The 23,114-nt window shown below is 67.7% G+C and carries 22 protein-coding genes and 1 pseudogene; 16 read left to right on the plus strand and 7 right to left on the minus strand.

The window, feature by feature from the left end; all coding sequences use genetic code 11:
• Positions 1 to 4 precede the first annotated feature (4 nt).
• Positions 5 to 1,108 carry an acyl-CoA dehydrogenase family protein gene (locus tag AC07NS_RS22220; protein WP_109099841.1) on the minus strand — a complete coding sequence of 368 codons (1,104 nt, stop codon included), beginning with the start codon at positions 1,106 to 1,108 and terminating at the stop codon, positions 5 to 7.
• Between the two features lies 1 nt (position 1,109).
• Positions 1,110 to 1,682 (minus strand): ferritin-like domain-containing protein, encoded by a 573-nt coding sequence (locus AC07NS_RS22225; RefSeq protein WP_109099898.1) that lies wholly within the window; start codon positions 1,680 to 1,682, stop codon positions 1,110 to 1,112.
• 302 nt (positions 1,683 to 1,984) lie between these two features.
• Between AC07NS_RS22225 and AC07NS_RS22230 the strand changes: the two genes are divergently transcribed.
• The 4 genes from AC07NS_RS22230 to AC07NS_RS22245 all read left to right on the plus strand — a co-directional run bounded on the left by AC07NS_RS22230 (position 1,985) and on the right by AC07NS_RS22245 (position 5,645).
• Complete coding sequence (locus AC07NS_RS22230; protein WP_109099840.1) at positions 1,985 to 2,329, plus strand: hypothetical protein; 345 nt, start codon at positions 1,985 to 1,987, stop codon at positions 2,327 to 2,329.
• A 51-nt stretch (positions 2,330 to 2,380) separates the two neighbouring features.
• The gene (locus tag AC07NS_RS22235) at positions 2,381 to 3,124 is read left to right on the plus strand and encodes a hypothetical protein (RefSeq protein WP_109099839.1); all 744 of its coding nucleotides are present in this window, start codon (positions 2,381 to 2,383) and stop codon (positions 3,122 to 3,124) included.
• A gap of 146 nt (positions 3,125 to 3,270) precedes the next feature.
• On the plus strand, positions 3,271 to 4,422 hold the full coding sequence (locus AC07NS_RS22240) for an extracellular catalytic domain type 1 short-chain-length polyhydroxyalkanoate depolymerase (protein ID WP_494606787.1): 1,152 nt from the start codon (positions 3,271 to 3,273) through the stop codon (positions 4,420 to 4,422).
• A 191-nt stretch (positions 4,423 to 4,613) separates the two neighbouring features.
• Positions 4,614 to 5,645, plus strand: a complete 1,032-nt coding sequence (locus AC07NS_RS22245; protein WP_158285912.1) for a glycine zipper 2TM domain-containing protein — start codon at positions 4,614 to 4,616, stop codon at positions 5,643 to 5,645.
• A gap of 287 nt (positions 5,646 to 5,932) precedes the next feature.
• Here the strand turns inward: AC07NS_RS22245 and AC07NS_RS22250 are convergent, their stop codons facing one another.
• Positions 5,933 to 6,229 carry a hypothetical protein gene (locus AC07NS_RS22250; protein WP_110117689.1) on the minus strand — a complete coding sequence of 99 codons (297 nt, stop codon included), beginning with the start codon at positions 6,227 to 6,229 and terminating at the stop codon, positions 5,933 to 5,935.
• A gap of 239 nt (positions 6,230 to 6,468) precedes the next feature.
• Between AC07NS_RS22250 and AC07NS_RS22255 the strand changes: the two genes are divergently transcribed.
• On the plus strand, positions 6,469 to 7,500 hold the full coding sequence (locus tag AC07NS_RS22255) for a sensor histidine kinase (RefSeq protein ID WP_494606789.1): 1,032 nt from the start codon (positions 6,469 to 6,471) through the stop codon (positions 7,498 to 7,500).
• 22 nt (positions 7,501 to 7,522) lie between these two features.
• Here the strand turns inward: AC07NS_RS22255 and AC07NS_RS22260 are convergent, their stop codons facing one another.
• On the minus strand, positions 7,523 to 7,906 hold the full coding sequence (locus tag AC07NS_RS22260) for a response regulator (protein ID WP_110117687.1): 384 nt from the start codon (positions 7,904 to 7,906) through the stop codon (positions 7,523 to 7,525).
• Positions 7,907 to 8,533: 627 nt separating this feature from the next.
• Between AC07NS_RS22260 and AC07NS_RS22265 the strand changes: the two are divergent.
• The 6 genes and pseudogenes from AC07NS_RS22265 to AC07NS_RS22290 all read left to right on the plus strand — a co-directional run.
• Positions 8,534 to 8,959, plus strand: a pseudogene (locus AC07NS_RS22265) (methyl-accepting chemotaxis protein); the annotation flags it as partial.
• Positions 8,960 to 9,055: 96 nt separating this feature from the next.
• On the plus strand, positions 9,056 to 10,174 hold the full coding sequence (locus AC07NS_RS22270; RefSeq protein ID WP_494607033.1) for a methyl-accepting chemotaxis protein: 1,119 nt from the start codon (positions 9,056 to 9,058) through the stop codon (positions 10,172 to 10,174).
• 1 nt (position 10,175) lies between these two features.
• On the plus strand, positions 10,176 to 11,624 hold the full coding sequence (locus AC07NS_RS22275) for a chemotaxis protein CheW (protein ID WP_494606791.1): 1,449 nt from the start codon (positions 10,176 to 10,178) through the stop codon (positions 11,622 to 11,624).
• Positions 11,621 to 12,709: a protein-glutamate methylesterase/protein-glutamine glutaminase gene (locus tag AC07NS_RS22280; RefSeq protein WP_494606793.1), complete on the plus strand. Its 1,089-nt coding sequence runs from the start codon at positions 11,621 to 11,623 to the stop codon at positions 12,707 to 12,709. Before AC07NS_RS22275 ends, AC07NS_RS22280 begins: the two co-directional genes overlap by 4 nt.
• On the plus strand, positions 12,706 to 13,563 hold the full coding sequence (locus AC07NS_RS22285; RefSeq protein ID WP_494606795.1) for a CheR family methyltransferase: 858 nt from the start codon (positions 12,706 to 12,708) through the stop codon (positions 13,561 to 13,563). Before AC07NS_RS22280 ends, AC07NS_RS22285 begins: the two co-directional genes overlap by 4 nt.
• Positions 13,560 to 15,473: a chemotaxis protein CheA gene (locus tag AC07NS_RS22290; RefSeq protein WP_494606797.1), complete on the plus strand. Its 1,914-nt coding sequence runs from the start codon at positions 13,560 to 13,562 to the stop codon at positions 15,471 to 15,473. The genes AC07NS_RS22285 and AC07NS_RS22290 overlap by 4 nt, the downstream gene beginning before the upstream one ends.
• 77 nt (positions 15,474 to 15,550) lie before the next feature.
• On the opposite strand, the gene AC07NS_RS22295 is transcribed toward AC07NS_RS22290, so the two are convergent.
• Entirely contained in the window at positions 15,551 to 15,778 is a 228-nt protein-coding gene (locus tag AC07NS_RS22295) for a hypothetical protein (protein WP_494606799.1), read from the minus strand.
• On the opposite strand from AC07NS_RS22295, the gene AC07NS_RS22300 reads away from it, so the two are divergent.
• From AC07NS_RS22300 to AC07NS_RS22310, 3 genes are read left to right on the plus strand one after another with little or no spacing between them, the layout of a single operon-like run.
• Positions 15,777 to 16,160, plus strand: a complete 384-nt coding sequence (locus AC07NS_RS22300) for a response regulator transcription factor (protein ID WP_110118890.1) — start codon at positions 15,777 to 15,779, stop codon at positions 16,158 to 16,160. The genes AC07NS_RS22295 and AC07NS_RS22300 overlap by 2 nt on opposite strands.
• Positions 16,157 to 16,792 (plus strand): chemotaxis protein CheX, encoded by a 636-nt coding sequence (locus AC07NS_RS22305; protein WP_494606801.1) that lies wholly within the window; start codon positions 16,157 to 16,159, stop codon positions 16,790 to 16,792. Before AC07NS_RS22300 ends, AC07NS_RS22305 begins: the two co-directional genes overlap by 4 nt.
• Positions 16,793 to 16,835: 43 nt before the next feature.
• Positions 16,836 to 19,601, plus strand: coding sequence for a PAS domain-containing protein (locus AC07NS_RS22310; protein WP_494606803.1), 2,766 nt, complete (start codon positions 16,836 to 16,838; stop codon positions 19,599 to 19,601).
• Between the two features lie 181 nt (positions 19,602 to 19,782).
• Here AC07NS_RS22310 and AC07NS_RS22315 read toward each other — a convergent pair whose 3' ends face one another.
• Positions 19,783 to 20,079: a hypothetical protein gene (locus AC07NS_RS22315; RefSeq protein WP_494606805.1), complete on the minus strand. Its 297-nt coding sequence runs from the start codon at positions 20,077 to 20,079 to the stop codon at positions 19,783 to 19,785.
• Positions 20,080 to 20,228: 149 nt separating this feature from the next.
• On the opposite strand from AC07NS_RS22315, the gene AC07NS_RS22320 reads away from it, so the two are divergent.
• Together AC07NS_RS22320 and AC07NS_RS22325 are read left to right on the plus strand one after the other, a co-directional pair.
• On the plus strand, positions 20,229 to 20,561 hold the full coding sequence (locus tag AC07NS_RS22320; protein WP_494606806.1) for a VOC family protein: 333 nt from the start codon (positions 20,229 to 20,231) through the stop codon (positions 20,559 to 20,561).
• A gap of 350 nt (positions 20,562 to 20,911) precedes the next feature.
• Positions 20,912 to 22,051, plus strand: a complete 1,140-nt coding sequence (locus AC07NS_RS22325; protein WP_494606808.1) for an LLM class flavin-dependent oxidoreductase — start codon at positions 20,912 to 20,914, stop codon at positions 22,049 to 22,051.
• A 70-nt stretch (positions 22,052 to 22,121) separates the two neighbouring features.
• Here AC07NS_RS22325 and AC07NS_RS22330 read toward each other — a convergent pair whose 3' ends face one another.
• Entirely contained in the window at positions 22,122 to 23,105 is a 984-nt protein-coding gene (locus AC07NS_RS22330; protein ID WP_494606810.1) for an amidohydrolase family protein, read from the minus strand.
• Between the last annotated feature and the right edge of the window lie 9 nt (positions 23,106 to 23,114).

Raw genomic sequence — 23,114 nt, forward strand, 5'->3', positions numbered from 1 at the left:
GCCGTCACCACAGGGGATCGTCCGCCCAGGCGTCCTTGGCCAGGAACGCCGCCGCCGCGCGGTCCAGCGCCTGGTCCGGCACGGGCTGGCGCAGATAGAGCGCCAGGTCGCGACAGGCCTGGTCCAGTGGATTGTCGACGAAGAAGGCCCGGGTGCCGACGCTGCGGGCCGCTGCCTCCATGACGGTCAGGCCGGCCTCCTCGACCACGCCTCGGGTCATCAGTACGAAGCTGATCGCCTCGGCTCCCGCATCCGGCGCTTCGGCCCGCTGGGCCGCTTCCCGCACCCACAGATAGGCCGAGCGCGTCGCCGCCAGCGCCTTGCCGAAGCGGGCCCGATGGATCGGATCCTGGCCGGCGGGCGAGGCCGCCAGATGCTCTCGCAGCAGGGTCAGCACGTGCTCCACGCCGCCCAGCTGCACCGCCGTGAACCGCCAGGCTCCGGCCGAAAAGCGCGGCTCGCGTTCGTAGTCGCCGGGCGCGCCCAGGCGCGTCGCGGCGTCGACCGGCAGGCCGGTAAGGTCGTATGTCCCGCTGACCGTCGCCCTCATGCCCCGCACCCGCCAGGCCGATGGATCGGCGCGGGCCGGATCGGCGGCGTCCGCCAGGACCATCTGCTTGCCGCCGCTCGCCGTGGCGGCCGTGATCACGGCGATGTCGATATGGCCCGCGCCGGTGGCGTAGGACTTCGCCCCGTGCAGGCGACCATCGGCGATGGTCACGCCCGGCGTCGGTTCGGTGTTCCAGACACCCAGGACCTTGCCGGCGGCCAGGTCGGCTTCCAAGGTCCGCCGCTGTTCGGCCGACCCGTACCAGGCGACCAGCCGCGCGCCGTTGACGTGACCTTCGAAGATCCGCCCCAGGCTGAGATTGGCGCGGCCGACAAGGCGCAACGCCTCCATCAACTCGCGCGGGGAGGTGGCGTCGCCGGCCATCACCTCAAGCGCGCCGATCGACGCGAGCAAAGCGACGTCCTCGGCGGGGAACTCGCCGCCGGCGTCGAGATCCGCGGCGCGGGCGCGAATGTCTTGCAAGGCATGGCGCAAAGCGGCCAGCACCGCCGCCACAGACGGCGGGGCCGGCGCTGGCGTAAACGCGATCTGCGCCAAGTCAGGCGTCCTCGAGCATCGGCGTGCCTTCGTGCGCGACCAGTAGGTCGTGCATGTCGTCGGCATGCTCCTCCTCGACGGTGAGAATGCCCTCCAGCATCACCCGCGTGGTCGGGTCGTCGTCGCCGAAATAGCGGATCAGTTCGCGATAGTGCTCCACCGCGATCCGTTCGGCGATCAGGTTTTCCTTGATCATGTCGACCAGGTTCTCGCCCTCGACATATTGCGAGGCCGAGCGGCTGGCGAGCCCTTCGGGGCTGAAGTTCGGCGTGCCGCCCAGCTGGGTGATGCGCTCGGCCACGGCCAGGGCGTGGGCGTGCTCTTCCTTGGCGTGTTCGGCGAACTCGGCCTTCGGGCCCTGGCTGGAGATCCCCGAGGCGATGATCGAGTGCAGGGTGTAGCGCAGCACGCAGACCAGTTCGGTGGCCAGCACCGTCTGCAGGATCTCGATGGTCTTCTTGACGTCGCCGCCATAGGCCGGCGTCAGCGCGCCGTCCTCCAGGTGTTCCCGCGCCCTGGCCCGCAGGGTCTGCACGTCGCTGAGGAAGGGTTTGTCGCCGACCTGATCGTTCATCTTGCGTCCCTCGATGATCCGAGCATGCAACGCGCCGTGGGCGGTCTCGATCCGGAAGGGCGCGACGGCGGCCGCCTTTATTAGTCGATGACGAAACAGGTGGCGAAATATCTTCGCGGAGAATTCGACGTCGATTGTTTTATGATGCCGCCGCGCGTGAATTATTTTCACGATGCGTGCAAATATTTATATTCATGTTACCAGAGATAAATTTCCATATTTCCGGGAATAAGCTGCGGATCATCGCGCAACCTTGTCGGGTCGAGAGGGCTTAACTCCGCACCTCTCGGAGATCCACGAACATGTTGAAGCCCATGATTGGCGTCGCGCTCGTCGCGATGCTGCTGGCCGCGTGCGGCCAGAAGAACGCCGACCACGAAAAGGTCGAAGGGCCTGCCGTCTCCGCGCCGGCGGCTCCGGGTAACGCCGCCGTCGACACCGCGCCGACCACCGGCGAGACCGGCCCCACCCCGGGCGCCAGCTCCTACACCGCCGACCAGGCCCGCATGGCCATCGAGAAGGCCGGCTACACCGCGCTGGGTCCGCTGAACCAGAACGCCAACGGTCTGTGGCAGGGCGAAGCCACCAAGGACGGCCGCAAAGTCAACGTCTCGATCGACTACAAGGGCGCTATCACCGAGCTCTAGGCTCGGCCGTCCTTGCTCGCCTCAAATCATAACCTTTCTGGGAACATCCACATGAGCAAGACCATCACCCGGCTGTTCGACAGCCACACCGAGGCGCTCGACGTCGTCTCGGACCTGGAAGCCTACGGCGTCGGTCACGACCGCATCAGCCTGGTTTCCGACAACACCGACAACTGGCATGACGGCGACCGCAAGGCCGACGGTCCGCTGGGCGACCACAATGGCGACGGCGACAACGACGTCGCCGACGGCGCCGGTAAGGGCGCGGCCACAGGCGGTCTGGTCGGCGGCGGGGCGGGCCTGCTGGCCGGGCTCGGCATGCTGGCCATTCCGGGCCTGGGTCCGGTCGTGGCGGCGGGATGGCTCGCGGCCACCGCAGTCGGCGCCGCGGTCGGCGCGGCCGCCGGCGGCGCCACGGGCGGCCTGCTGGGCGCCCTCAAGGAGGCCGGCCACAGCGACGACGAGGCCAATGTCTATTCCGAAGGGGTGCGTCGCGGCGGCGCCCTGGTCAGCGTCAAGGCGCATGACAACGAGATCCAGGCCGTCGAACGGATCCTCGACGAGGGACGGGGCGTGGACGCGGCCACGCGCGGCGACGCCTATCGTCAGGACGGTTGGACCAGCTTCGATCCGGCCGCCACGCCGTACAGCGCCGAGCAGATCGGTCGCGAGCGCACCCTCTACGGCGAGAACCGCTCGTTCGAGGCGGCTCCGACCGACGATGTGCTGATCGATGACGACGCTGTTCGCCCCGAGGACCGCGACGTCGTCGACCCCGTCCGTCGCGACTACTGAGCCTTCACCCCGACTCTGGAAACGCCTGGAGTCGGGGTGTATTCGCGCTCTCTCAAAAGACGTGATCAAGCGTGATGGCGCCTTTGCTGCATTGCAGCATTCAGACTGGGCGGCGGCTTTCCGTCTCGCTCTTTCAGGACATCACCATGCCGAGCCTCGGCGACACCACCGCGATGCTGGCGCGCCTGCGCCGTACGTCCTTCCCGACCTCCGACGCGACGGGGCGCCTGAATCGCATCGACGATTTCGGCGCCAATCCCGGCCAATTGACGATGCTCGGCTATCGCCCGGAAGGGCTGGCGCCAGGCTCGCCCCTGGTCGTTGTTCTGCACGGCTGCACCCAGACCGCCGCGGCCTATGCGGAAGGCGCCGGCTGGCTCGACCTGGCCGATCGGATGGGCTTCATGGTCGTCGCGCCCCAGCAGCCGCAGGCCAACAATGCGGGCCGCTGCTTCAACTGGTTCCTGCCGGGCGACATCCGGCGCGGCGAAGGCGAGGCGGCGTCGATCGCGGCGATGGTCGCCCACGCGGTCGAGACTCATGATCTCGATCGAAGCCGCGTCTTCGTCACCGGCTTGTCGGCCGGTGGGGCGATGACTGCGGTGATGCTGGCGGTCTATCCCGACCTCTTCGCCGGCGGCGCGGTGATCGCCGGTCTGCCCTATGGCGTGGCCAGCAATGTCCAGGGCGCGATGCAGGTGATGAACCATCCGGCCGGCCGTTCGGGCGCGAACCTGGCCGCCCTGGTTCCAGTGTCTCGCGACGGCGGGTCTCGTCCGCGGCTGTCGATCTGGCACGGCGACGCCGACGGGACGGTGCAGGTCAAGAACGGTCATGACCTGGCCCAGCAATGGGCCGCCTTGAACGGCTTGCCCAGCGCGCCGCATCGGGTGGAGCCTCTGCCGCACGGAACGCGATCGATCTGGCGGTCCGCCGACGGCGAACCCCTCGTCGAGTTGAACATCGTGCGCGGTCTCGGCCACGGAACGCCGCTTTCAACCAAGCGCGCGGACGATGTCGGCAGGGCGGGACCCTTCATGCTCGAGGCCGGCATATCCTCGTCGCTGGAGATCGCCAGGTTCTGGAACATCGACGGCGGCGAACGGGTCGAGCCCGGCACCCTGGCGATGATCCCCGCGACGCCGCAGCGTGAGGGGGCGGCGAAGCATGCCGTCGATCCGGAGCCTGTCGAGGCCTCGGGCCTGGGGCAGGGCGTCATGCACGCCATTGGCCATGTGCCCGCCGGCGTTCAAGAGGTCATAGCCAAGGCGCTGCGGGCGGCGGGTCTGTTGAAATAATTTTCACAAGTTGATGTAGCTCGTTTATTTAGTCGCGTTGGAACCAATATTTGATTTGGTTCCAGCGTTCGACGAATATATATTCGCGCCAATTATTATCATATATTCTCTGTTGTCATTGAATATATGGATTGAAGCGCCATATGTCGACTGCCGGGAAGAGTATGTCTCCTCCCAAGGAATCCCACAAAATGCGCATCCAAGTCCTGGTCGCCGGCGTCTGCGCCGCGGCCTTCATTCCAGCCGTGGCGCTTGCGCAACAGACCTGCGAGCAGCGACAGAACAACCGCGTGGCCGGAACCATCGTCGGCGCCGGTGTCGGCGCGGTCGCGGGCGGAGCCGTGGCGGGCCGCGACGATCGCGGCAAGGGGGCCGTGATCGGCGGCGTCGCCGGCGCGCTGATCGGCAATCAAGTCGCCAAGGGGCAGGCGGCCAAGGGGCGGGAGGACTGCGCCCGCGCCTACGGCTTCTACGACAACCAGGGTTCCTGGCACGCCAACGCCGTCTCGCGCGGCGAGGCCTCCGGCTACTTCGACCGCAACGGCGAGTGGGTGGACGGCGCTCCGCGCGGCCACTACGGCGCCGACGGCCGCTGGATGCAGACGAGCACGGACGCAGGCGCGTCCGGCTACTATGCGAACGGTCTCTGGGTGCCGGCGTCCGCCGCCGGCTACTACGCCCAGGACGGCCGTTGGATGGAGGTGACGTCGGGTCACTACGACAGCTCCGGGCGCTGGATCGCGGGCGCCGCCACCGGCCGCTACGACGCCGATGGACGCTGGATGCCTGGCCAGGCAGCCGGGCGCCGCGCCGCCGACGGAACGTGGATCTCCGATCCGCAGCCGGGTTACTATGACAATGGACGCTGGGTGCGCGGCGAGACGGTCGGCTACTACGATGCTCGTGGAAGCTGGGTTTCGACGGACGCGCGCCGCTCGCGCGCCGATTACGTCAATGGGCAGTATCCGGATGGTCGCGGCATGCTCAGCATCGACGATCGTCAGGCGCAACTGGCCGAGCGGATCAACCGCGGCGCCAGCAGCGGCAGGCTGAGCCGGGCCGAAGCCGGCCAGGCGACCCGAACCCTGGCCGCGATCGAACGCCAGGAGCGATCCCTGCGTAATCGCCAGGGAAATCTCGGCCCCAAGGGGCGGGCGATCATCACCGCTCGTCTCGATCGACTGAGCGACAGCGTCAGCGGGGACATTCGCAACGATCGCTGAGATCGCCGCGCGCGATTGCAGTGACTTTCAGTACGCCGGGCGACCCGTTCGACGGTCGCCCGGACCCGCATCGCTTCGCCGGCTGCCTCGCGACTATGCGGTCGGGGAACATTCAGCCGGCGTATCGGAGACGATCCATGCCTTATCTCTTCGTTTTCGCCTCGGCCTGCGCCGCCCTGGCGCTTGCGCTTCCCTTCGTCTTTCGGGTTCTGCCGACGCCAGGCCTGGCAAGGTCGCTTCGTGTCCGCCCGCTCCGCGCCGACAGTCGAAAGGGCAAGTGAGCGACGTCACCCCGGTTTCATCCGAAGGTCCATGCCGAGCGTCGGCCCGATGCCGTCGGGGTGTTCGCCGAAAGGGTTTTGCGGACGGCGGCGATGGGCGACCGCTTCGAGCCGCGCGCGCAGATCGTCGTCGATAACGGCGGCCTGCTCCAAGCCGTCTTCGTCGTTCTGACCGTCTCGGGACAAGGTGAGAACCTCGTGCAAGGCGGCCAGGAAGGCCTCGTCCTCAGGCGTTCCTTCGAACGGCGGGTTGTCGAGGTGGCGAAGAACGACTTCCAGGGCGTCTTCGAAGGTCGGGAACATGGCGAGCCCTTTCAAAACCCCTGTCGCGGAGCGCCGCAAAGGCGCTTCATGAAAACGTGCCGGCTCGGCTATGGTTCGCGGCGCCGCTGCGGAGTTTCATTTGCTGCTTCGTGCGCTTTGGCGGGTAAATCCGGAGCTAGAACCTTGGCGTTTGCGCCGCGTTGAGAGTCCGGCGCACGCGCCGATCTTTCGCCTGGAAAGGCTTGCGTTCCGCGAGTCTTCGGGTTGCGGGTTCCAACATGCTCGACGAGGCGCGCCCCGTTCCGTTGACTATCGACGTCCTGGCCCATGCGCTGGTGGGCGCGTCGGATGCGCCCATACTGCTGCTCGATGGCGACTTCAGGATCGTTGCGGCGAGTCAGTCCTTCGCCGAGGCCTTCGACATCGACGCTGAACGCGCGGTGGGCCTGTCGGCGTTCGCCCTCGGCGCGGGTGAATGGAACGCCCCGCAGTTGCGTGATCTCCTTGACGCGGCGCTGCGCGGCGGTGTCACGGTCGAGGCTGGCGAGATGGACCTGGTCCGAGCCGGCCAGGAGGCCAGACGGCTGGTCATTCGAGTGCGGGGGCTCGACTACGGCGATCCTTCCAGCCCGTTACTGCTTCTGACCGTCTTCGATGTGACGGTTGCGCGCCTCGCGGATCGCGCCAAGGACGACTTGGTGCGCGAGAAGGGCATGCTGTTCGACGAGCTGCAGCACAGGATCGCCAATAGCCTGCAGATCATCGCCAGTATCCTGATGCAGTCGGCTCGCAAGGCGCCGTCCACCGAGATCCGCGCCCATGTCATCGACGCCCACAGCAGAGTGATGTCGGTCGCCGCCCTGCAGCGTCAACTCGTGGAGTCGGGCGCCGGGCAAGTCGAGCTCAAAGCCTATTTCGGGGCCCTGTGCGACGGCGTCACCGCTTCGATGGTTTCCAACCCGGATCAGTTGAAGCTTTCCGTCGTCAGCGCCGAACAGTGGGTGGCCGCGGAGGTCGCCGTGAGCATGGGGTTGATCGTCACCGAGTTGATCATCAACGCTCTGAAGCACGCGTTTCCAGGGCGCGAAGGCGGGCATATCTGGGTGGAATACAGCACTTCAAAAGACGACTGGACGCTGTCGGTCGCCGACGATGGCGTGGGGATGCCGACGGCAAGCGGTCCCACCAGGGTCGGCCTCGGCTCGAGCATAGTCCAGGCTCTGGCCAGGCAGTTGCAGGCAAAGGTGGGACTGAATGCTTCGGGGGGCGGAACCCGCGTCGCCATAGTTCACTCGGCTGCGCCAAGCTGAAGGGGCAACTGGGCGGCGGCCGTCAATCGCCCCGCTTTGCGGCCTCATCGACGGCCCTGATCAACTGGTCGATGCTGTAGGGCTTGGCCATGAAGCGCCCGTCGTCGGGAAGCGGCGTGGTCAGACCGCGGCCCGACGTGATGACCAACTGGATGGCGGGCCAGCGCTCGTGGACGCATTCGGCCAGATCCAGGCCGTCCAGCGGGCCCGGCATGTTGACATCAGTGAACAGCACGGTCACCGCCGCGCCGGCGTCGAGGATTTCGAGCGCGGTTTTGGCGTCGTCCGCTTCGATGACCTCGAAGCCGGCGTCCTCAAGGCCCTGTCGGGCGACCATGCGAAGCACGGGTTCGTCATCAACCAGCAAAACGACAATGGGATTGGAAACGAGGGGGGATCCGGCCATGGATCACCAACCGGCGGCGATGTGCGCGGTTCCTGAGGCTCCGGCCAATAAGAAATTGATATTATTGCTGAAACTTACCCGGTGGTGTCGGGGTTACGCGCGCGACGCGGCAGCCATCTCTCCTTTGTGGCTGAAGGCTATGGACCTCTGGCGTGGAACAAACCGCGCCGTTTCGAGTTTGCTGCATGCTCAAGCTTGCTTGGCCTGATCGACCAAGCTTGCCTTGGTTCCGCATTGGGCGTCTTGGTTGTGCTGTGCTCGGGGCCGCCGGTCTGTACCGGCGCGGTTCGACGGTGTTGTGTAACGGCGGCCTTGGTCGCCCGGGAGTGGGGCGGCATGGCGCTGGTGAAGAAATCGACCTTGGCTTCGCGCGCGAAGTCGCGAGCGCCGTCCGAGAACGCCGCCGAGCCGTCAAATCCCGCCGCTGCGCGTCCACCGCTCCGAAAGGCGGCGTCTCGTCGTCAGAACGCCAGCGAGCGCATCGGGGCGGCGAGCCTGGAGCTGGGGGGCGGGCTCGCCGAGGCGTCCGGCGCGGTGGAGGAACTGCGGCGAGCCTTGACTCAGATCGCCAGCGGCGCTGAGGAGGCCGCCGGAGCGGCCCATGAGTCCCTCGCGGCGGTCACCGCCATGAGCGCCAGCTTCGGCCAGGCTCGCGAGCGGGCCGAGACGTCGCGGCAGCGCACCGAAGCGCTCCAGATCCTTCTGACGGAATCCGGCGCGGCCATCGACGCCTCGGTCAAGGCCGTCGGCTTCAACGCCCAGCGGCAGTTGGCCAGCGTGGCCGTGATCGAGGCCCTGGAGCGTCATGCGGCGCGGATCGGCGAGATCACCAAAAGCGTCGCCGATATCGCCGATCAGACCAATCTGCTGGCGCTGAACGCAGCGATCGAGGCCGCCCGCGCGGGAGATGATGGTCGCGGCTTCGCGGTCGTGGCCGACGAGGTCAGGGCCCTGGCCGAAACCTCCGAGAAGCGCTCGCTGGACGTACAGGGGCTGGCCGAGCGTATCGGCGGTTCGGTGCGTGACGCGGCGAACCGGCTGCGCCGGGCCGCGACCACCGCCGAGGCCGAGGCGGCGGCCGGCGCCCAGGTCGGCGAAATCCTCGCCGCCGTGCGTCGCGAGATGACGACCCTGGGTGAAGACAGCCAGATGATCCTGATCGCCGCCGTCGAGGCCGCTGGCGCCGCCAACGAGGCGCGGCGCGGCGCCGAGAGCGTGTCGAGCGCGGCCGAGGAACAGGCCGCCGCCGCCGCCGAGGCCCAGCGCTCCGTGCAGCAGCAAGGGCAATCGCTGGAGCAGAGCCAGACGGCGTCAGAGGCCCTGGCCGAGATGATCGAGATGCTGGTCGGCGGTGAAGGCGCCTCGGCTGCGGCTGAAGAGGCTTCGGCCGCCGCCGAAGAGCTGTCGGCCACTGTGCAGGAACTGTCGGGCGCGGCCGGTGAGATTCTCGTGGCCATTGACCAGATCAGCCGCGGCGCTCAAATCCAGGCGGCCGCGACCCAGCAGGCCGGCTCGGCCATGGAGGAGATCGAAAAGGCCGCCCGTGCGTCCAGCGCCAATGCGATCGCCGGAGCCGAGCGCGTCGCGGCCATGCAAACCATGCTGACGGAGGGCCAGGCGGCCGTCGCGCGTCTGGCGAAGGGCGTCGCCACGTCCGTCGACGAGAACGGCGCCGTCCTGGAGACCGTCGAGGAGTTGGAGGAACTGGCCGGCTCGATCGGCAAGATCGTCGATGGACTGGGTCTGGTCGCGGTGCAGATCACGATGCTGGCGACGAGCGGCGCGGTCGAAGCGGCTCGAGCCGGCGATGCGGGCAGGGGCTTCGCGGTCGTGTCGGGCGACATACGCACGCTGGCGCGCGACGCCTCGCACAACGCCGACGCGGTCAAGGACTTGGTGTCCGCCATCGCCGCGCAGATCGCCAAGGTCCGGCGAGAAGTCGATCAGATCAACGCCTTGGCCACCGCCGAGCTCGACAAGAACCGAGCCATCGAGGCTCGGCTCGCGCAGATCGCCGTCGACACCGCCGGGCTCAAGACCGGCTCGGACGACATCGCGCGGGGCGCGCAGGACGTCCTGGCCGCCAGCGCCCAGGTGCTGTCGGGGATCAGCCAGATCGCTTCGGCGGCAGAGGAGGCCAGCAGCGCGGCGGCCCAGGCCGCCGCCGCCGCCCGACAGCAGTCGCAGAGCGCCGAGGAACTGGCCGCCGCGATCGAGGAGATCGCGCTTCTGGCAAGCGAACTGCAGCAGCAAGCCGCGGCGGGCTAGGGTGGCGTCGAACGAGACCCACCAGAGGCTGACGGTTCGCGCCGGCGGCGCGCGCGTGGCCATGGCCGCCGACGGTGTAGCCGAGGTGATCCGCACGCCTCGCATCACGCGCATGCCGCATGGCCCGCCCGGCCTGCTGGGCGTCACGCACCTGCGTGGTCTGGTGCTGCCGGTGGTGTCGCTGGGCGCTTTGCTGGGCGACGAAGTTCTCGAGGAGGCTCGCGCGGAGGCCTCGCGCGTCGTTGTGCTGCGCCGCGATCCGCCTATAGGCTTGGCGGTCGAGGCCATCGAGGCCCTGAAGTCTTCGGAGACGGACGGCGCCGAGGCGGGGCACGGCCGGCTCCTGCTCGACGATGGGGACGGTGCGCGCTGGTTCGATCTGGATGCGGCGCTGCAGGACAGGTTCTCGGCCTTCCGCGCCGTGCGTCGCGCGCCCGAGCGCGAGGTCGTCGCGCGATCGACAGCCGCGGCGGCGGAACTGGCGTTCCTCAACTTCGTCTTGGCTGGGCAAGACTATGCCTTGGCCCTAGACGCCGTCGCCGAGGTGATGGCTGTTCCCAATGGCGTCGTCGCCCTTCCACGAACCGAGGCTGTCCTGATCGGCGTCTTCGAACTGCGCGACGAGGTGCTGCCGGTCGTCTCCCTGCGAGCCCTTCTGGGATTGGCGGAGCGGGACGTGCAAGCCCACGACCGCATCGTGGTCGTGCGCATCGGCGACCGTCGCCTGGCGCTGCTGGTCGATCGGATCAGCGTCATCCTGCGGGCGTCTCGCGACGCCGTGGGGCCCGCGCCCAGCCTGTTCAATCGCGCCAGCGGCGAGGCTCGGATCGACTCCGTGCTGCGGCTTCCGGACGGTCGAGGCCTGGTGTCGATTCTGGCCCCCGAGCGCGTGCTTTCCGATGAGCGGGTGGCGCAACTGCTCGCCGAGACCAACGACCAGAAGGATACGGCCATGGCCAGCGCGACCTCTGCGACGGCGCGGGAGCGCTTCCTGGTCATTCGCCTGGGCGATGAAACCTACGGCCTGCCCATCGCCGCCGTCGATGAGGTGGTCCGCCTGCCCGAAACCCTGACCCGCCTGCCGAAGGCGCCGGCCTACGTCCAGGGGGTGATGAGCCTGCGTGGCAGGGTGATCCCCGTGATCGACCAGCGCAAGCGCTTCGCGGTTCGCGGCGAAGCGGCCGGCGAAACGCGCCGCGTCGTCGTGGTAACCGTGGATGGATTGCAGGCCGGGTTCGCGGTCGACGCCGTGTCCAGGATCCTGGAGGTGGAAGCCGGCGATCTGATGCCTGCGCCGGAACTATCGGGCGATGGCGACCGCTTGTTCGACCGCGCCGCGAAGGTGGAGCGCGAGGAGGACGTCATCCTGCTCATCGATGCGCGCGCTTTGCTGGAGCGCGCCGAGACCGACCTGCTGCGCGATCTGACGGCGAGGTCGCCCGCCTCGTGACCCGTCTGCTGATCGTCGACGATTCCGCCCTGATGCGCCGCGTACTGGGCGATGTTTTTCAAGATGCGCCGGGCTTCGAGGTCGCCTTCGCGCGCGACGGGGTCGAGGCTTTGGCGCAGGTTCACGCGTTCAAGCCCGACGTGATCACCCTGGACGTCCAGATGCCGCGCATGGACGGCCTCAGCTGCCTTGACCGGATCATGGTCGAGCGACCCTGTCCGGTGGTGATGGTCTCGTCGCTGACCGCCGAGGGGGCGGACGCCACCCTGGAGGCGCTGGAGCTCGGCGCTGTCGATTTCGTCGTCAAGCCGGACGGGGCGGTGTCGCTGGCCGTCGACGAGTTCGCGCCGATCCTGGTCGAAAAGGTGGTGATGGCTGCGGCGTCGCGCTTGCGCCGATCCCACCGCCTGGCCGAGCGCCTGAGGGCCCGCAATGGCGCCATCGTCTTGCCGCCGGCGCCGCGCGGCAAGGCTGTCGCGGCCTGGAAGCCTCTACCGGCCGGCATGCCGCCGGGGCTGGTCATCATCGGCTCTTCGACGGGCGGTCCGCCGGCCCTTGACGCCGTGCTCGGCGAAATGCCCGCGGACTTCCCCTGGCCGATCCTGGTGGCGCAGCACATGCCGGCGGCGTTCACGGCGTCCCTGGCCCACCGGCTGGACGGCCTTTGCGCCTTGCGGGTGATCGAGGTGGCGCGGCCGACGCCGCTTGCGCCCGGCTGCGTCTATATCGCGCGTGGGGACGCCGACATGACGATCAGCCGGCGCAGCGCCGGTCCGGTGGCGCTGTCGACGCCGTCCAGCGCCGAGCACCGCTGGCATCCTAGCGTCGACCGGCTGGTGAACAGCGCAGCCGCCGTCATGCCGCCCGAGCGACTGGTGGGCGTGCTGATGACCGGCATGGGCGACGATGGCGCGCGCGCCATGACGGCGCTGCGCGCCGCCGGTGGGCGCACGATCGCCCAGTCCGAGGACACCGCCGTCGTATGGGGCATGCCGGGCGAGCTGGTCAAAGCCGGCGGCGCGGACGTCGTGGCGCGCCTGGACGCCATCGCGGGCAAGGTCTGCGACATGGTCGGGGCGGGGTGAGCCAGACCCCGACGCCAGAGCAGGCGCATCTGAGCGCCGGCGACCTGAAAAGGGTCTGCGAGTTCCTGTACCGGCAGACTGGCATGCAGTTCGGCGAGAGCAAGCGCTACTACATCGAGCGGCGCCTGACCGACCGCATCGTCGCGACCCGCTGCCCGGACTTCGCGACCTATTTCGGTCAACTGCGGACAGACCCCGTCGAGCGCGAGACGCTGATCAACGCCTTCACCGTCAATGAGACTTATTTCTATCGCGAAGAGCACCAGCTGGCCTGTCTCAGCAGGTCTCTGCTGCCGGACTTGATTACCTCGCGCCGTCCGGGCGACAAGATCAGGATCTGGTCGGCGCCGTGCTCGACGGGCGAAGAGGCCTATTCGATCGCGATCTGGCTGCTCGAGAACTGGCGCATGGTGGACGCCTACAATGTCGAGATCGTCGGCTCGGATATCGATACGCGCGCCCTGCACGCCGCGCACGAGGGCCTGTACGGCGAACGCGCGCTGTCGAAGCTGCCGCCCGAGGTCGTCGAGGCCTATTTCGAGCCGAGCCGCCGGCATCGTCGCAAGCTGATCAACTACCTGCGGGAGTCGGTGAGCTTCAGCCCGGCCAATCTCGTGGACGGGCCCAGCTTGGCGGGGCAGGGGACGTTCGACATCATCTTCTGCCGCAACGTGCTGATCTATTTCGACGACGCCTCTCGGCTGACGGCCGCCAGGAACCTCTATGACCGGCTGAATCCGGGCGGCTACCTGTGCCTGGGCCACACCGAGTCCATGAGCCGCATCAGCGACCGGTTCCTGGTGCGCCGGTTCGAGGACGCGGTCGTCTTCCAGCGGCCCGGAGAGGCCGCATGACCGACGATCTCATGGTCCAGTTCCTGAGCGAAGGCCGCGAACTGTCCGCCGGCGCCGAACACGACCTCGGCAGGTTGGCGCGCCAGCCTGACGACGCCGGCGCGCTGGACGGCTGCTTTCGGGCGATCCACACGCTGAAGGGCTCGGCGGGCCTGTTCGACCTGCGGCCGATGAGCCTGATGCTGCATGCCGCCGAAGACCTGCTGGCCCTACTGCGGGCAGAGCGCACCGGCGTGGCCGAGGATTTCGAAGCCCTGTTCAGCGTCGTGGACACGATCGATCGCTGGCTGGATGCGCTGGATCATCACGGCGTCCTGCCCGCCAGCGCCGAAGAGACCAGCCAGACGGAAACTGCGCGTCTCCGGGCTCTGGTCGCTTCGGTGAGCGCTCCGGCGGACCTTGCGGTCCGGCCGGCGGCGACGAGTTGGCGCCCGCCCGAAGGCTTCGCCGACAAGGGGCTTACGGCTGTTCGCTACACTCCGCGCGCCGACAGCTATTTTGCGGGCGACGATCCCGTCGCCATCATCGCGGCGACGCCGGGCCTGGCGGACCTCAGGATATCACCGCGCGAGCCCTGGGCGGCGTCCGAGGACTACGATCCCTATGCCTGCAATCTGGTGCTGGAGGCGGTTTCGACACTGGGTCGGGCTGAGGTCGAGGGGGCGTTCCGTTTCGTGGCCGACCAGGTTGAGTTCGTCGACCTGATGACGAGGGAGGCGCGGGGAGCGCCCGAGCACGGCGCGCGCAAGACCCTGCGCATCGACGCCGAGCGCGTAGACCGCCTGGCGGCGCTGGCCGGCGATCTCGTCATCGCCAAGAACGGCCTGGCGGACTTGGCGGCCCAGGCTGAGGCCCTTCCCGGTGGGCAGGCTCTGGGCCAGGCCCTGCGCGCGAGGCAAGCCCAGTTGGACCGGCTGGTCGGCGACCTGCATGTGACGGTGGGCAAGGTTCGCCTGGTGGCGCTCGGCCCACTGTTCGCGCGGTTCCATCGTGTGGCGCGGGAAATCGCCCGCTCGCTGGACAAGGCTGTGTCGCTCGAGGTGGAAGGCGGCGACGTCGAGGTCGACAAGACCATCGTCGATGCTCTGTTCGAGCCCCTGCTGCATGTTCTGCGCAACGCGATAGATCACGGGATCGAGCCGGCCGAGGTTCGCGCGCGCGCCGGCAAGCCGGCCGTCGCTTCGATCAGGTTCACGGCCAGGGCGGTTGCGGACCAGGTGGTGATCGAAGTGCGGGACGACGGCGCGGGGGTCGATCCGGCCAGGATTCGCACCCTGGCGACGGATCGCGGCGTGCTCACGCAAGAGGCGGCCGATCGTCTGGACGACCAGGCGTCGATCGACCTGATCTTCACCCCGGGTTTCTCCTCGGCGAACGAGGTCAGCGCGGTGTCGGGCCGCGGCGTAGGCATGGACGTGGTGCGAGAAGCGGCCCAGAAACTGGGCGGTAAGGTCGAGGTCGATAGCCAGTTGGGCCAGGGCGCGACCGTCCGCTTCCTCCTGCCGGTCACCATGGTCCTGACGAAGGTGATGGTGGTGACCTGCGGTGAGGAACGCTACGGCCTGGCGCTGGACGCCGTGGTCGAGACCGTCCGAGTGGCGGCCGAACGCATCGTACCCGTGCGCGCGGGCAGGGCGTTTCAGCTGCGCGACGCCGTCGTTCCGCTGTTGTCTCTCGGAGATCTAGTGGGCGCCGCTTCCACCGAAACCCGCTCGAGCGAGCGGATCGTCGTGGCGCGAGCGCGAGGCGAGCTCGTCGGTCTGGCGGTGGACGCCATCGTCGACCGGATGGACGCCGCCGTGCGGCCCATGACAGGACTGCTCGCCGGGGCGCCGGGCGTCATGGGCGCCACGCTGCTCGCGGACGGCGCGGTGTTGATGGTCCTGGATCCGGCGGAGCTGCTGACATGACGATTGTGCGGGATGGACCGGTCATTCGCCTACAAGGGATATGTCGGGTAGAAGACGCAGAGCCGTTGACGGCTCTGCTACAAGGCGCTTCGGACTTCACCCTGGACCTCGCGGCGTGCGAAGGTCTGCATGGGTCGGTAATCCAGGCGATACTGGCCTTTCGTCCGAAGATCATTGGTGTTCCCGATGATCCCTTCCTGCGAGACGTACTGTTGCCCGCCCTGATCGGCGAGCAATCGTCCGAAGTTCCAAGGGCGTAGTTTTTTACGCCGCGCCGGTGCGCGGCGGTGCGAGGAGAAGTTCATGGGGACGACCGTTCTCATCGTCGATGACAGCAAGCTGGCGCGGATCGTCCTGGGCAAGACCATCGCGGCCTTGCAGCCCGACTGGACGCGGGTCGAGGCCGGCAATGCGGACGAAGCCATCGCCGCGCTCGACGCCCAGGCGATCGACGTGGCGGTCCTCGACTACAACATGCCCGGGCGGGACGGCCTGGCCTTGGCCGAGGAGCTGCGCGAACGCTTCCCGACCATGCCGATCGCCGTGGCCACCGCCAACGTCCAGGACGAGATCATCAGTCGCGCGCGCGCCGCCAACGCCACCTTCATCGCCAAGCCGGTGACGGAGGAGGGCATGCGCGGCTTCCTGTCGGGCGCCGCGCTGCGGCTGCGATCGGCGGCGCAATGACCGCCCAGTCCATCCTGCTCGACGACTTGGAGCGGGACGCCCTGACCGAACTGGTCAATATCGGAGTCAGCCGCGCCGCCGCCAATCTTCGCAAGATGGTCGGCGAGCAGGTCCTGCTGTCGGTGCCGTCGGTCGAGGTGGTCAGTCGCGAGGGCGCCACCACGCTGATCCGGGAACGCGAAAGCGGCGAGCTCGTCGCCGTCCGTCAGGACTTCGACGGCGTGTTTTCGGGACGAGCCCTGCTGATTTTCCCGCAATCCAACAGCATGGCGCTGGTCCACGCGGTGACCGGCGGCGCCCTGTCGGCCGCCGACGCCGCCGACATGGAAGACGAGGCCCTGGCCGAGACCGGCAACGTGGTTCTCAACAGCTGCCTGGCGACCATGGCCAACATGCTGCAGCGCCCCCTGACGATGTCGTTGCCGCAGGTCGTCCGCGGCGACGGCTCCAAGCTGTTCCACCTCTCACCGGAGGCCTCCGATGGGGGCGTGGTGCTGTTCCTGTACATCAACTTCGCCATCAACGACCGGGACATCCGCGGCTATATCGCGATGCTCATGGACCTGCCGTCGCTGCAGGCGCTGAAGGGCCTGATCGCCGATTTCATCGAGCGCGTGGTCGGCGAAGCGTGACCGTGGTTGAACCTGTTGCCAAGCTTGGCGTTGGGTTTGAACCATGACCGAGGCCGACGCCGCGACACGTCCCCAGGATGACGAGACGAGCCCCGCGCTGGAAGCGCTGCGGGCGCTCGCCGGTCCGTTGTTCGACGCCCTGGTGAAATCGGGCGTCGCGGTCACGGTGACCGATCCTCGACGGGACGATGATCCCATCGTCTACGTGAATGCGGCCTTTGAAAGCCTGACGGGCTATTCGGAGCGCCAAGCTGTCGGGCGCAACTGCCGCTTCCTGCAGGATCCCGACGTCGACCCTAGGACCGTCGCGCTCATCGCCGAGGGCGTGCGGCGCGACGGCGCCGTCACCGCCGATATCCTGAACCGGCGACGCGACGGGGCGCCGTTCTGGAACCGCCTCAACATCACCACCCTTCGAGACGCCGACGGTGCGCCCGCCTATCGTTTCGCGACACAGGCCGACGTCACGGGCGAATATGCAGACGAGGTGGTGGTCGAGCAGCTTCGCGTCAGTCGCCAGCGCCTGGCCGAAGCGCGCGAGCGGCTTCGGGTCGCGCAGGCGATCGCGGGCGCGGCCGGCGCATGGGAATGGGACATCGCCGCCGGCACGCTGGTCGCCGACGTACGCTTCGCCAATCTGTACGGCCTCGACCCGGTGGCGGCCGCCGAAGGTCTTCCGACCTCGTCCTTCTTCGCGCCGGTTCATGCCGACGATCGGTTGCGGCTGAAGATCGCCGTCGCCGGCGCCCTGCACGGCGCCGAGGTCTTCACGCGTGACTATCGCGTGGTGCGAAATGGAGCGGTCTATTGGGTGTCGGCCCGCGGACGCACCTATCTCGACGCCCACGACCGCCCCGTCCGCTTCTCCGGCGTCCTGGCCGACATCACCGACCAGAAGCGGGTCGAGGAACAGCTGCTGGTCGCCCAGACCGCGGGCGGCGTCGGATCATTCGAGTATCTCAGCGGCTACGGGACCGCCGACGTCTCCGAACAGTTCTGCCAGCTTCTGGGCCTGCGGCCGGCGATCAGCCTTCCTGTCCGCACCATCAACGCCCTCGTCCATCGCGATGACCCGCCGATCATCCAGGGGCGGGACGGACAACACGCCTTCGGCCCGGCCTTCCACGAGTTCCGCGTCCGCAGGGCCGACACGGGAGAAGAGCGGTGGCTCGCCTCGCGAGGCGAGTACCGGCCCCATGGAACTGGCGGCGTCAGCTTCATCGGCGTGATCTACGACATCACCTCTACCAAGCGTTCCGAAGAGCAGCTTCGCATGCTCACCGAGACCCTGGAGGTCCGCGTCGCCGCGCGCACTCAGGAGCGCGATCGGGTCTGGAACCTGTCGCGCGACCTTTTGCACGTGATCGGGCCCGATGGACTCTATCGCGCGGCCAACCCCGCCTGGAAGACCTTGCTGGGCTACGACGAAGCCGATCTTGTCGCCATGCCGGCCGGCAGCCTTGTGCACGCCGATGACCACGAGGCCGCCATGGAGCAGTTCGCGTCCCTGTCCCGGGGCGAGCCCATAGGCGATTTCGACTGCCGTATGCGGGCTAAGGACGGGACCTATCTGTGGGTCAACTGGACGGCCATGCCAGAAGGCGACGCCATCTACGGCATCGGGCGCGACGTCACCCAGCGCAAGGCGCTGGAGGACCAGCTGCGCCAAAGCCAGAAGATGGAGGCCGTGGGTCAACTGACCGGCGGCTTGGCGCACGACTTCAACAACATGCTCACGGGCATCCTCGGCGGCATCGACATGGTGCGGCGACGCATCGCCGAAGGGCGGATGGCCGACGTCGATCGTTTCCTGGATGCGGCGACGCAGTCCGGACAGCGCGCGGCGGCGCTCACGCACCGGCTGCTCGCCTTTTCCCGCCGCCAGACCCTCGACAACCGCGCGTTGGACGTGGGGACGCTGGCGGCTTCCATGGAAGACCTTCTGCGCCGAACGCTGGGCGAGCAGGTGTCGCTGCGCATCGACATCTCAGCTGACCTCTGGCCGGCTGTCGCCGACGAGAACCAGCTAGAGAGCGCGATCCTCAACCTCGGCATCAACGCCCGCGACGCCATGCCTGACGGCGGCGAACTGATTATCACCGCGCGCAACGTTCATCTCCTGGACCGAGAACTGGCCGACAGCGATCATGCCGAAGCCGGCGACTACGTCGCCATCAGCGTGACCGACACCGGCACGGGCATGCCGCCCGAAGTGCTCCAGAAGGTCTTCGATCCCTTCTACACGACCAAGCCGCTGGGGCAGGGCACGGGCCTGGGCCTGTCGATGATCTACGGCTTCGTTCAACAATCCCGAGGGCATGTGGTCATCGACAGCGTCGAAGGCCAGGGAACGACCATCCAGCTCTTCCTGCCGCGTCATCAGGGCTTCGTTGAAGCGGCCGTAGCGGTCGACGACGACACCGCGCCCATCGGCGCCGGCGAGACCGTGCTCGTCATCGAGGACGACGCCGCTGTGCGGCTGCTGGTGATGCAGGTGCTGGATGAACTAGGCTATCGCGGCATCGAGACCGCAGATGGCCGTCAGGCCGTGCCGATCCTCGAATCCTCGCGACATATCGATCTGCTCATCAGCGACGTGGGGCTACCGGGCCTCAACGGCCGACAGCTGGCCGAGATCGCCCGCGAGCGGCGTCCCGACCTTCCGATCCTGTTCATGACCGGCTACGCCAAGCAGGCCGCCGACCAGGCCGCCTTCCTCGAAGGCGGGATGGAGATCATCGGCAAGCCGTTCGCCATCGAGCAACTCGGGCGACGCATTGGCGAGATCCTGAAACGCCAGGGCGGCTAAGCGGCCGCTCCTTGTCTCTGGACCGTCGAAGCCCGGCGGCCTCGTTTACGCCCCTTGTCACTCCGCGGGAGCCTCTGGAGTACAATAGCGTATTCGTAGTTATCGGTTTCGTCCGACAGTGGGCGCCAAGCCTGAGCCAGAGCCGCCGAGGCCGCGATTTTCTCGCCGTCGCCTGGATGGGTCAGGTCTTGCGCGATCCGCTCAGGGGCGAGGAGCCCATCGGCGTCGTCACCGTGCCGCTGATGCTGTCGCCGTCGATGACGGCTTCGAACTTCAGGGTCATGGGGAAGGGGATCATCGGCGAAAGCGTCCAGGTCAGCTTGTCGCCGTCCACCGCGCCGTTCTTCAGGAGCGTATCGCCAAACTGGCTTTTCTGACTGCCGGTCAGGGTCTCGCCGTCGGCCTTGAGCGTCAGCACCGACTTCTGCACGCCCATCGGCGTGTCCACGGCGATATCCCACTGGCCAGAAATCGACATAACCAAGTCTCCGTTCGGTTTGGATCCTGGGTACGCCGCGGGCCTTGGCCTTCGGCAATGAATTCCGCCAATGGCCCCATAAGTCCAAGCTATTGGCCGACGGCCTTGGCCTCGATCACCTTGCCGGCCCATCCCAAGCAGGAGGGGTCATGACCGTTCAGAATATCGTTCCCGTGCTGCCGACAACGGACCTGGCCCAGGCCGTGGCGCTGTGGACAGCCCTGTTGGGAGGAGGACCGACCTTCGTCGATGGCGACCGCTGGGCGCAGTTCGACGTCGGCGGCAAGCGCCTGGCCCTGGCCGGGACGGATCGGATGTCCGACACCGTCGGCGTCATGATCAAGGTCGGCGACCTCGAAGCGGCCGTGGCGGCCGCGCGGGCCACCGGCCTGTCGCCGGGGCCGGTCGAGCAGGGGCCGCATGAGCGCCGATGCCTGGTGGCGGTGGAGGGCGCGGCGGTCGTGCTCTACGCCGCGCCGTGATCTTCGCTTATGGGGCCATTGGCGGAATTCATTGGGGCGGGCCGCGTCGAGCGCCCTAACTGGCGACGACGGCGTCGGGGCGCAGGCGAGAACAGCCTCCTCGGCTCGCCGCCCGCCGTCGCGAGCATCGCTCGCCGGATCGATCGATCCGGTTCACTCAGGGGCGCCGTTCGGGTGACGGCGCCCCCTTTTTCCGCACTCGCGGTCTCGCCGCCCGCCTTCGTCCTGGCGAGGCATTGGCCCGGTTTATGGGGCCATGATCCGAAGCAATTTCCGCGCGCCGCCCGCGACCGGTAAGCCCCGAAGGCAAGGGCCATAAGGCCCGGCGAGCGTCCTCGGGGAGGTTTTTGATGTATGTTTCGGTGTTCATGGGGCCGTTCGCGCGCGGTCCCGGCGAGGATATTCCGCTGATCGACCTGTGCCTGGAGCAGGCGGCGCAGGCCGACAAGGCCGGCTTCGCCATGGTCACCTTCGGCGAGCAGCACTTCAACAACTACGAGCCCTACTGCAATCCGTTCATGATGGGCGCGCGCCTGGCCCCTGAACTGAAGCGGGCCTATTTCGGCACGACCATCTGTCCGCTGCCGTTGCAAAACCCGCTGCGCCTGGCCGAGAACGCCAACATTCTCGACGTCCTGACACGCGGGAAGTTCATCCTGGGCCTGTCGGCCGGCCGCGTCGGCTTCACGCCCGACTTCGAGAACTTCGGCCTGGATCCCAAGGATCGCGACCAGATCTTCGCGACCAAGTACGACGCCCTCAAGCGGATCTGGGCGCACAGGTACGGCGACGAGCCGCTGGTCTTCGACACCCCCTGGTTCAAGGGGCAGCTCTTCGGCCGAATGATGCCGATGAGCTTCCGGGCGGGCCGCCCGCTGCACGCCATCGGCACCAACACCGACGCGACGATCCGGCTGATCGCCGCCAGCGGAACGCCGGTATTCCTGGGGCCATGCCAACTGAAGGACGCGGCGCGCAAGTTCGACATCTATCGTCAGGCCGCCGCCGAGGCCGGCCATGACGCGGCGACCATCGAGGACCTGATCAACCGCTCGATCGTGCTGCACCACGTGATCGTCGGGGAGACCGACGACGAGGCCTGGGACCGGGCCGAGATCATGATGGGCATGAACCCGCTGATGAACCGCCGCGACGATGGCCGCACCCTGCGCCAGATGAGCGAGGCCGACGAGACCGATCCCAACCTCAGCGAGGTCGAACGCAAGAACACCGACCACGTGAAGAGCTGGGTCATCGCCGGCTCGCCTGAGACGGTGGCGCGCCAGATCCTGGCCCATGGCGAGGCGGGCGTGCCGCACGTCCACACCCGCTTCACGGTCGGCGCCTACAACCCCGACCACATCCGCGCTTCGTTCGCGCTGTTCAACGAAGAGGTGATGCCGCGCCTGTCGCCCCGGCAGTTCGCGGCGCCGACGGGCGAGGGCGTGCGGGAGGAATATCGCGCAGCGGTCGCGGAGCATGCCGTCTGACGGCCGGCGCCGTGCAAAAGCAAAGGCCCCGCGGTTCCGCGGGGCCTTTTTCGTGTCGATCTCCAGGGTCTCAGAGCGGCTTGAGTTGCAGCAGTTTCTGGGCGTTCTCGTCGAGGATGGCGGTCTTCTCGGCGTCGGTCAGGTAGGGGTCGTTTTTGATATAGGCCACCGCCTCGGTCAGCGAGGCGAAGATCTCGTCCGAACCGAGCACCAGGCGATCGACGCCGTAGCTTTCCTTGACCAGCAGCATGGCGTGCGGAACGTCCTGCACCGAGGTGTCGTACCAGAACTTCTTGTAGGCGCTCATCGGGTCGGCGTGGTCGAGCGGCAGCTTCTTGACCCAGCCGAAGAAGCCCGCGCCGACCGCGTCGGTGGCGGTCATGTCCAGCCCCCGGCGCAGGTTCTTCTCCAGCCGCGACCACATGAACGGCAGGTAGCCGCCGCAGACGGCGAACACGAACCTGATGTTGGGATAGCGAGACTGAACGCCCGAATAGATCAGGCGGGTGGCGGCCGTGGAGGTCTGCAGCGGGCTGCCATAGGCGGTGTGCAGCCCATAGTCCTTCAGGCCGAAGTGGCAGCACGAGTGCTGACCCACCGGATGGACGTAGGCGACGGCCGAGCGCTTGTCGAGTTCCGCCCAGAACGGCTCGAAGTCGGGATCGTCGAGGGGGCGGCCCTGGTAGAAGCAGGGGAAGGCCAGGCCCGCGAACTCCAGCTCGTCCAGGCAGTAGATGGCTTCCTTGATGGCCTCGTCGACATAGGGCAGGGGCAGCCAACCGAACGAGCGGAAGCGGCCGTTGTGCTCGATCTCCAGCGCCTTGTAGCGGTCGTTGATGTAGCGGGCGGCCTTGGCTGCCTTTTCCGGATCGGGGACCTGGGTGTCCAGGCCCACCGCGCTCAGCACCTGGGCGTCGACCTCGTTCTCGTCCAGCGTGGCCAGGCGGCGCGAGACATCGGCGGCCTGGCCGAAGCCGCGCACCGGCAGGCCCAGGTCGGCGAGATAGTCGACATAGTCGGTGGGAAAGAAGTGGGCATGGACGTCGATGCGCATGGTTTCCTC

Source organism: Caulobacter sp. GW821-FHT10A10 (genome assembly GCF_059415745.1).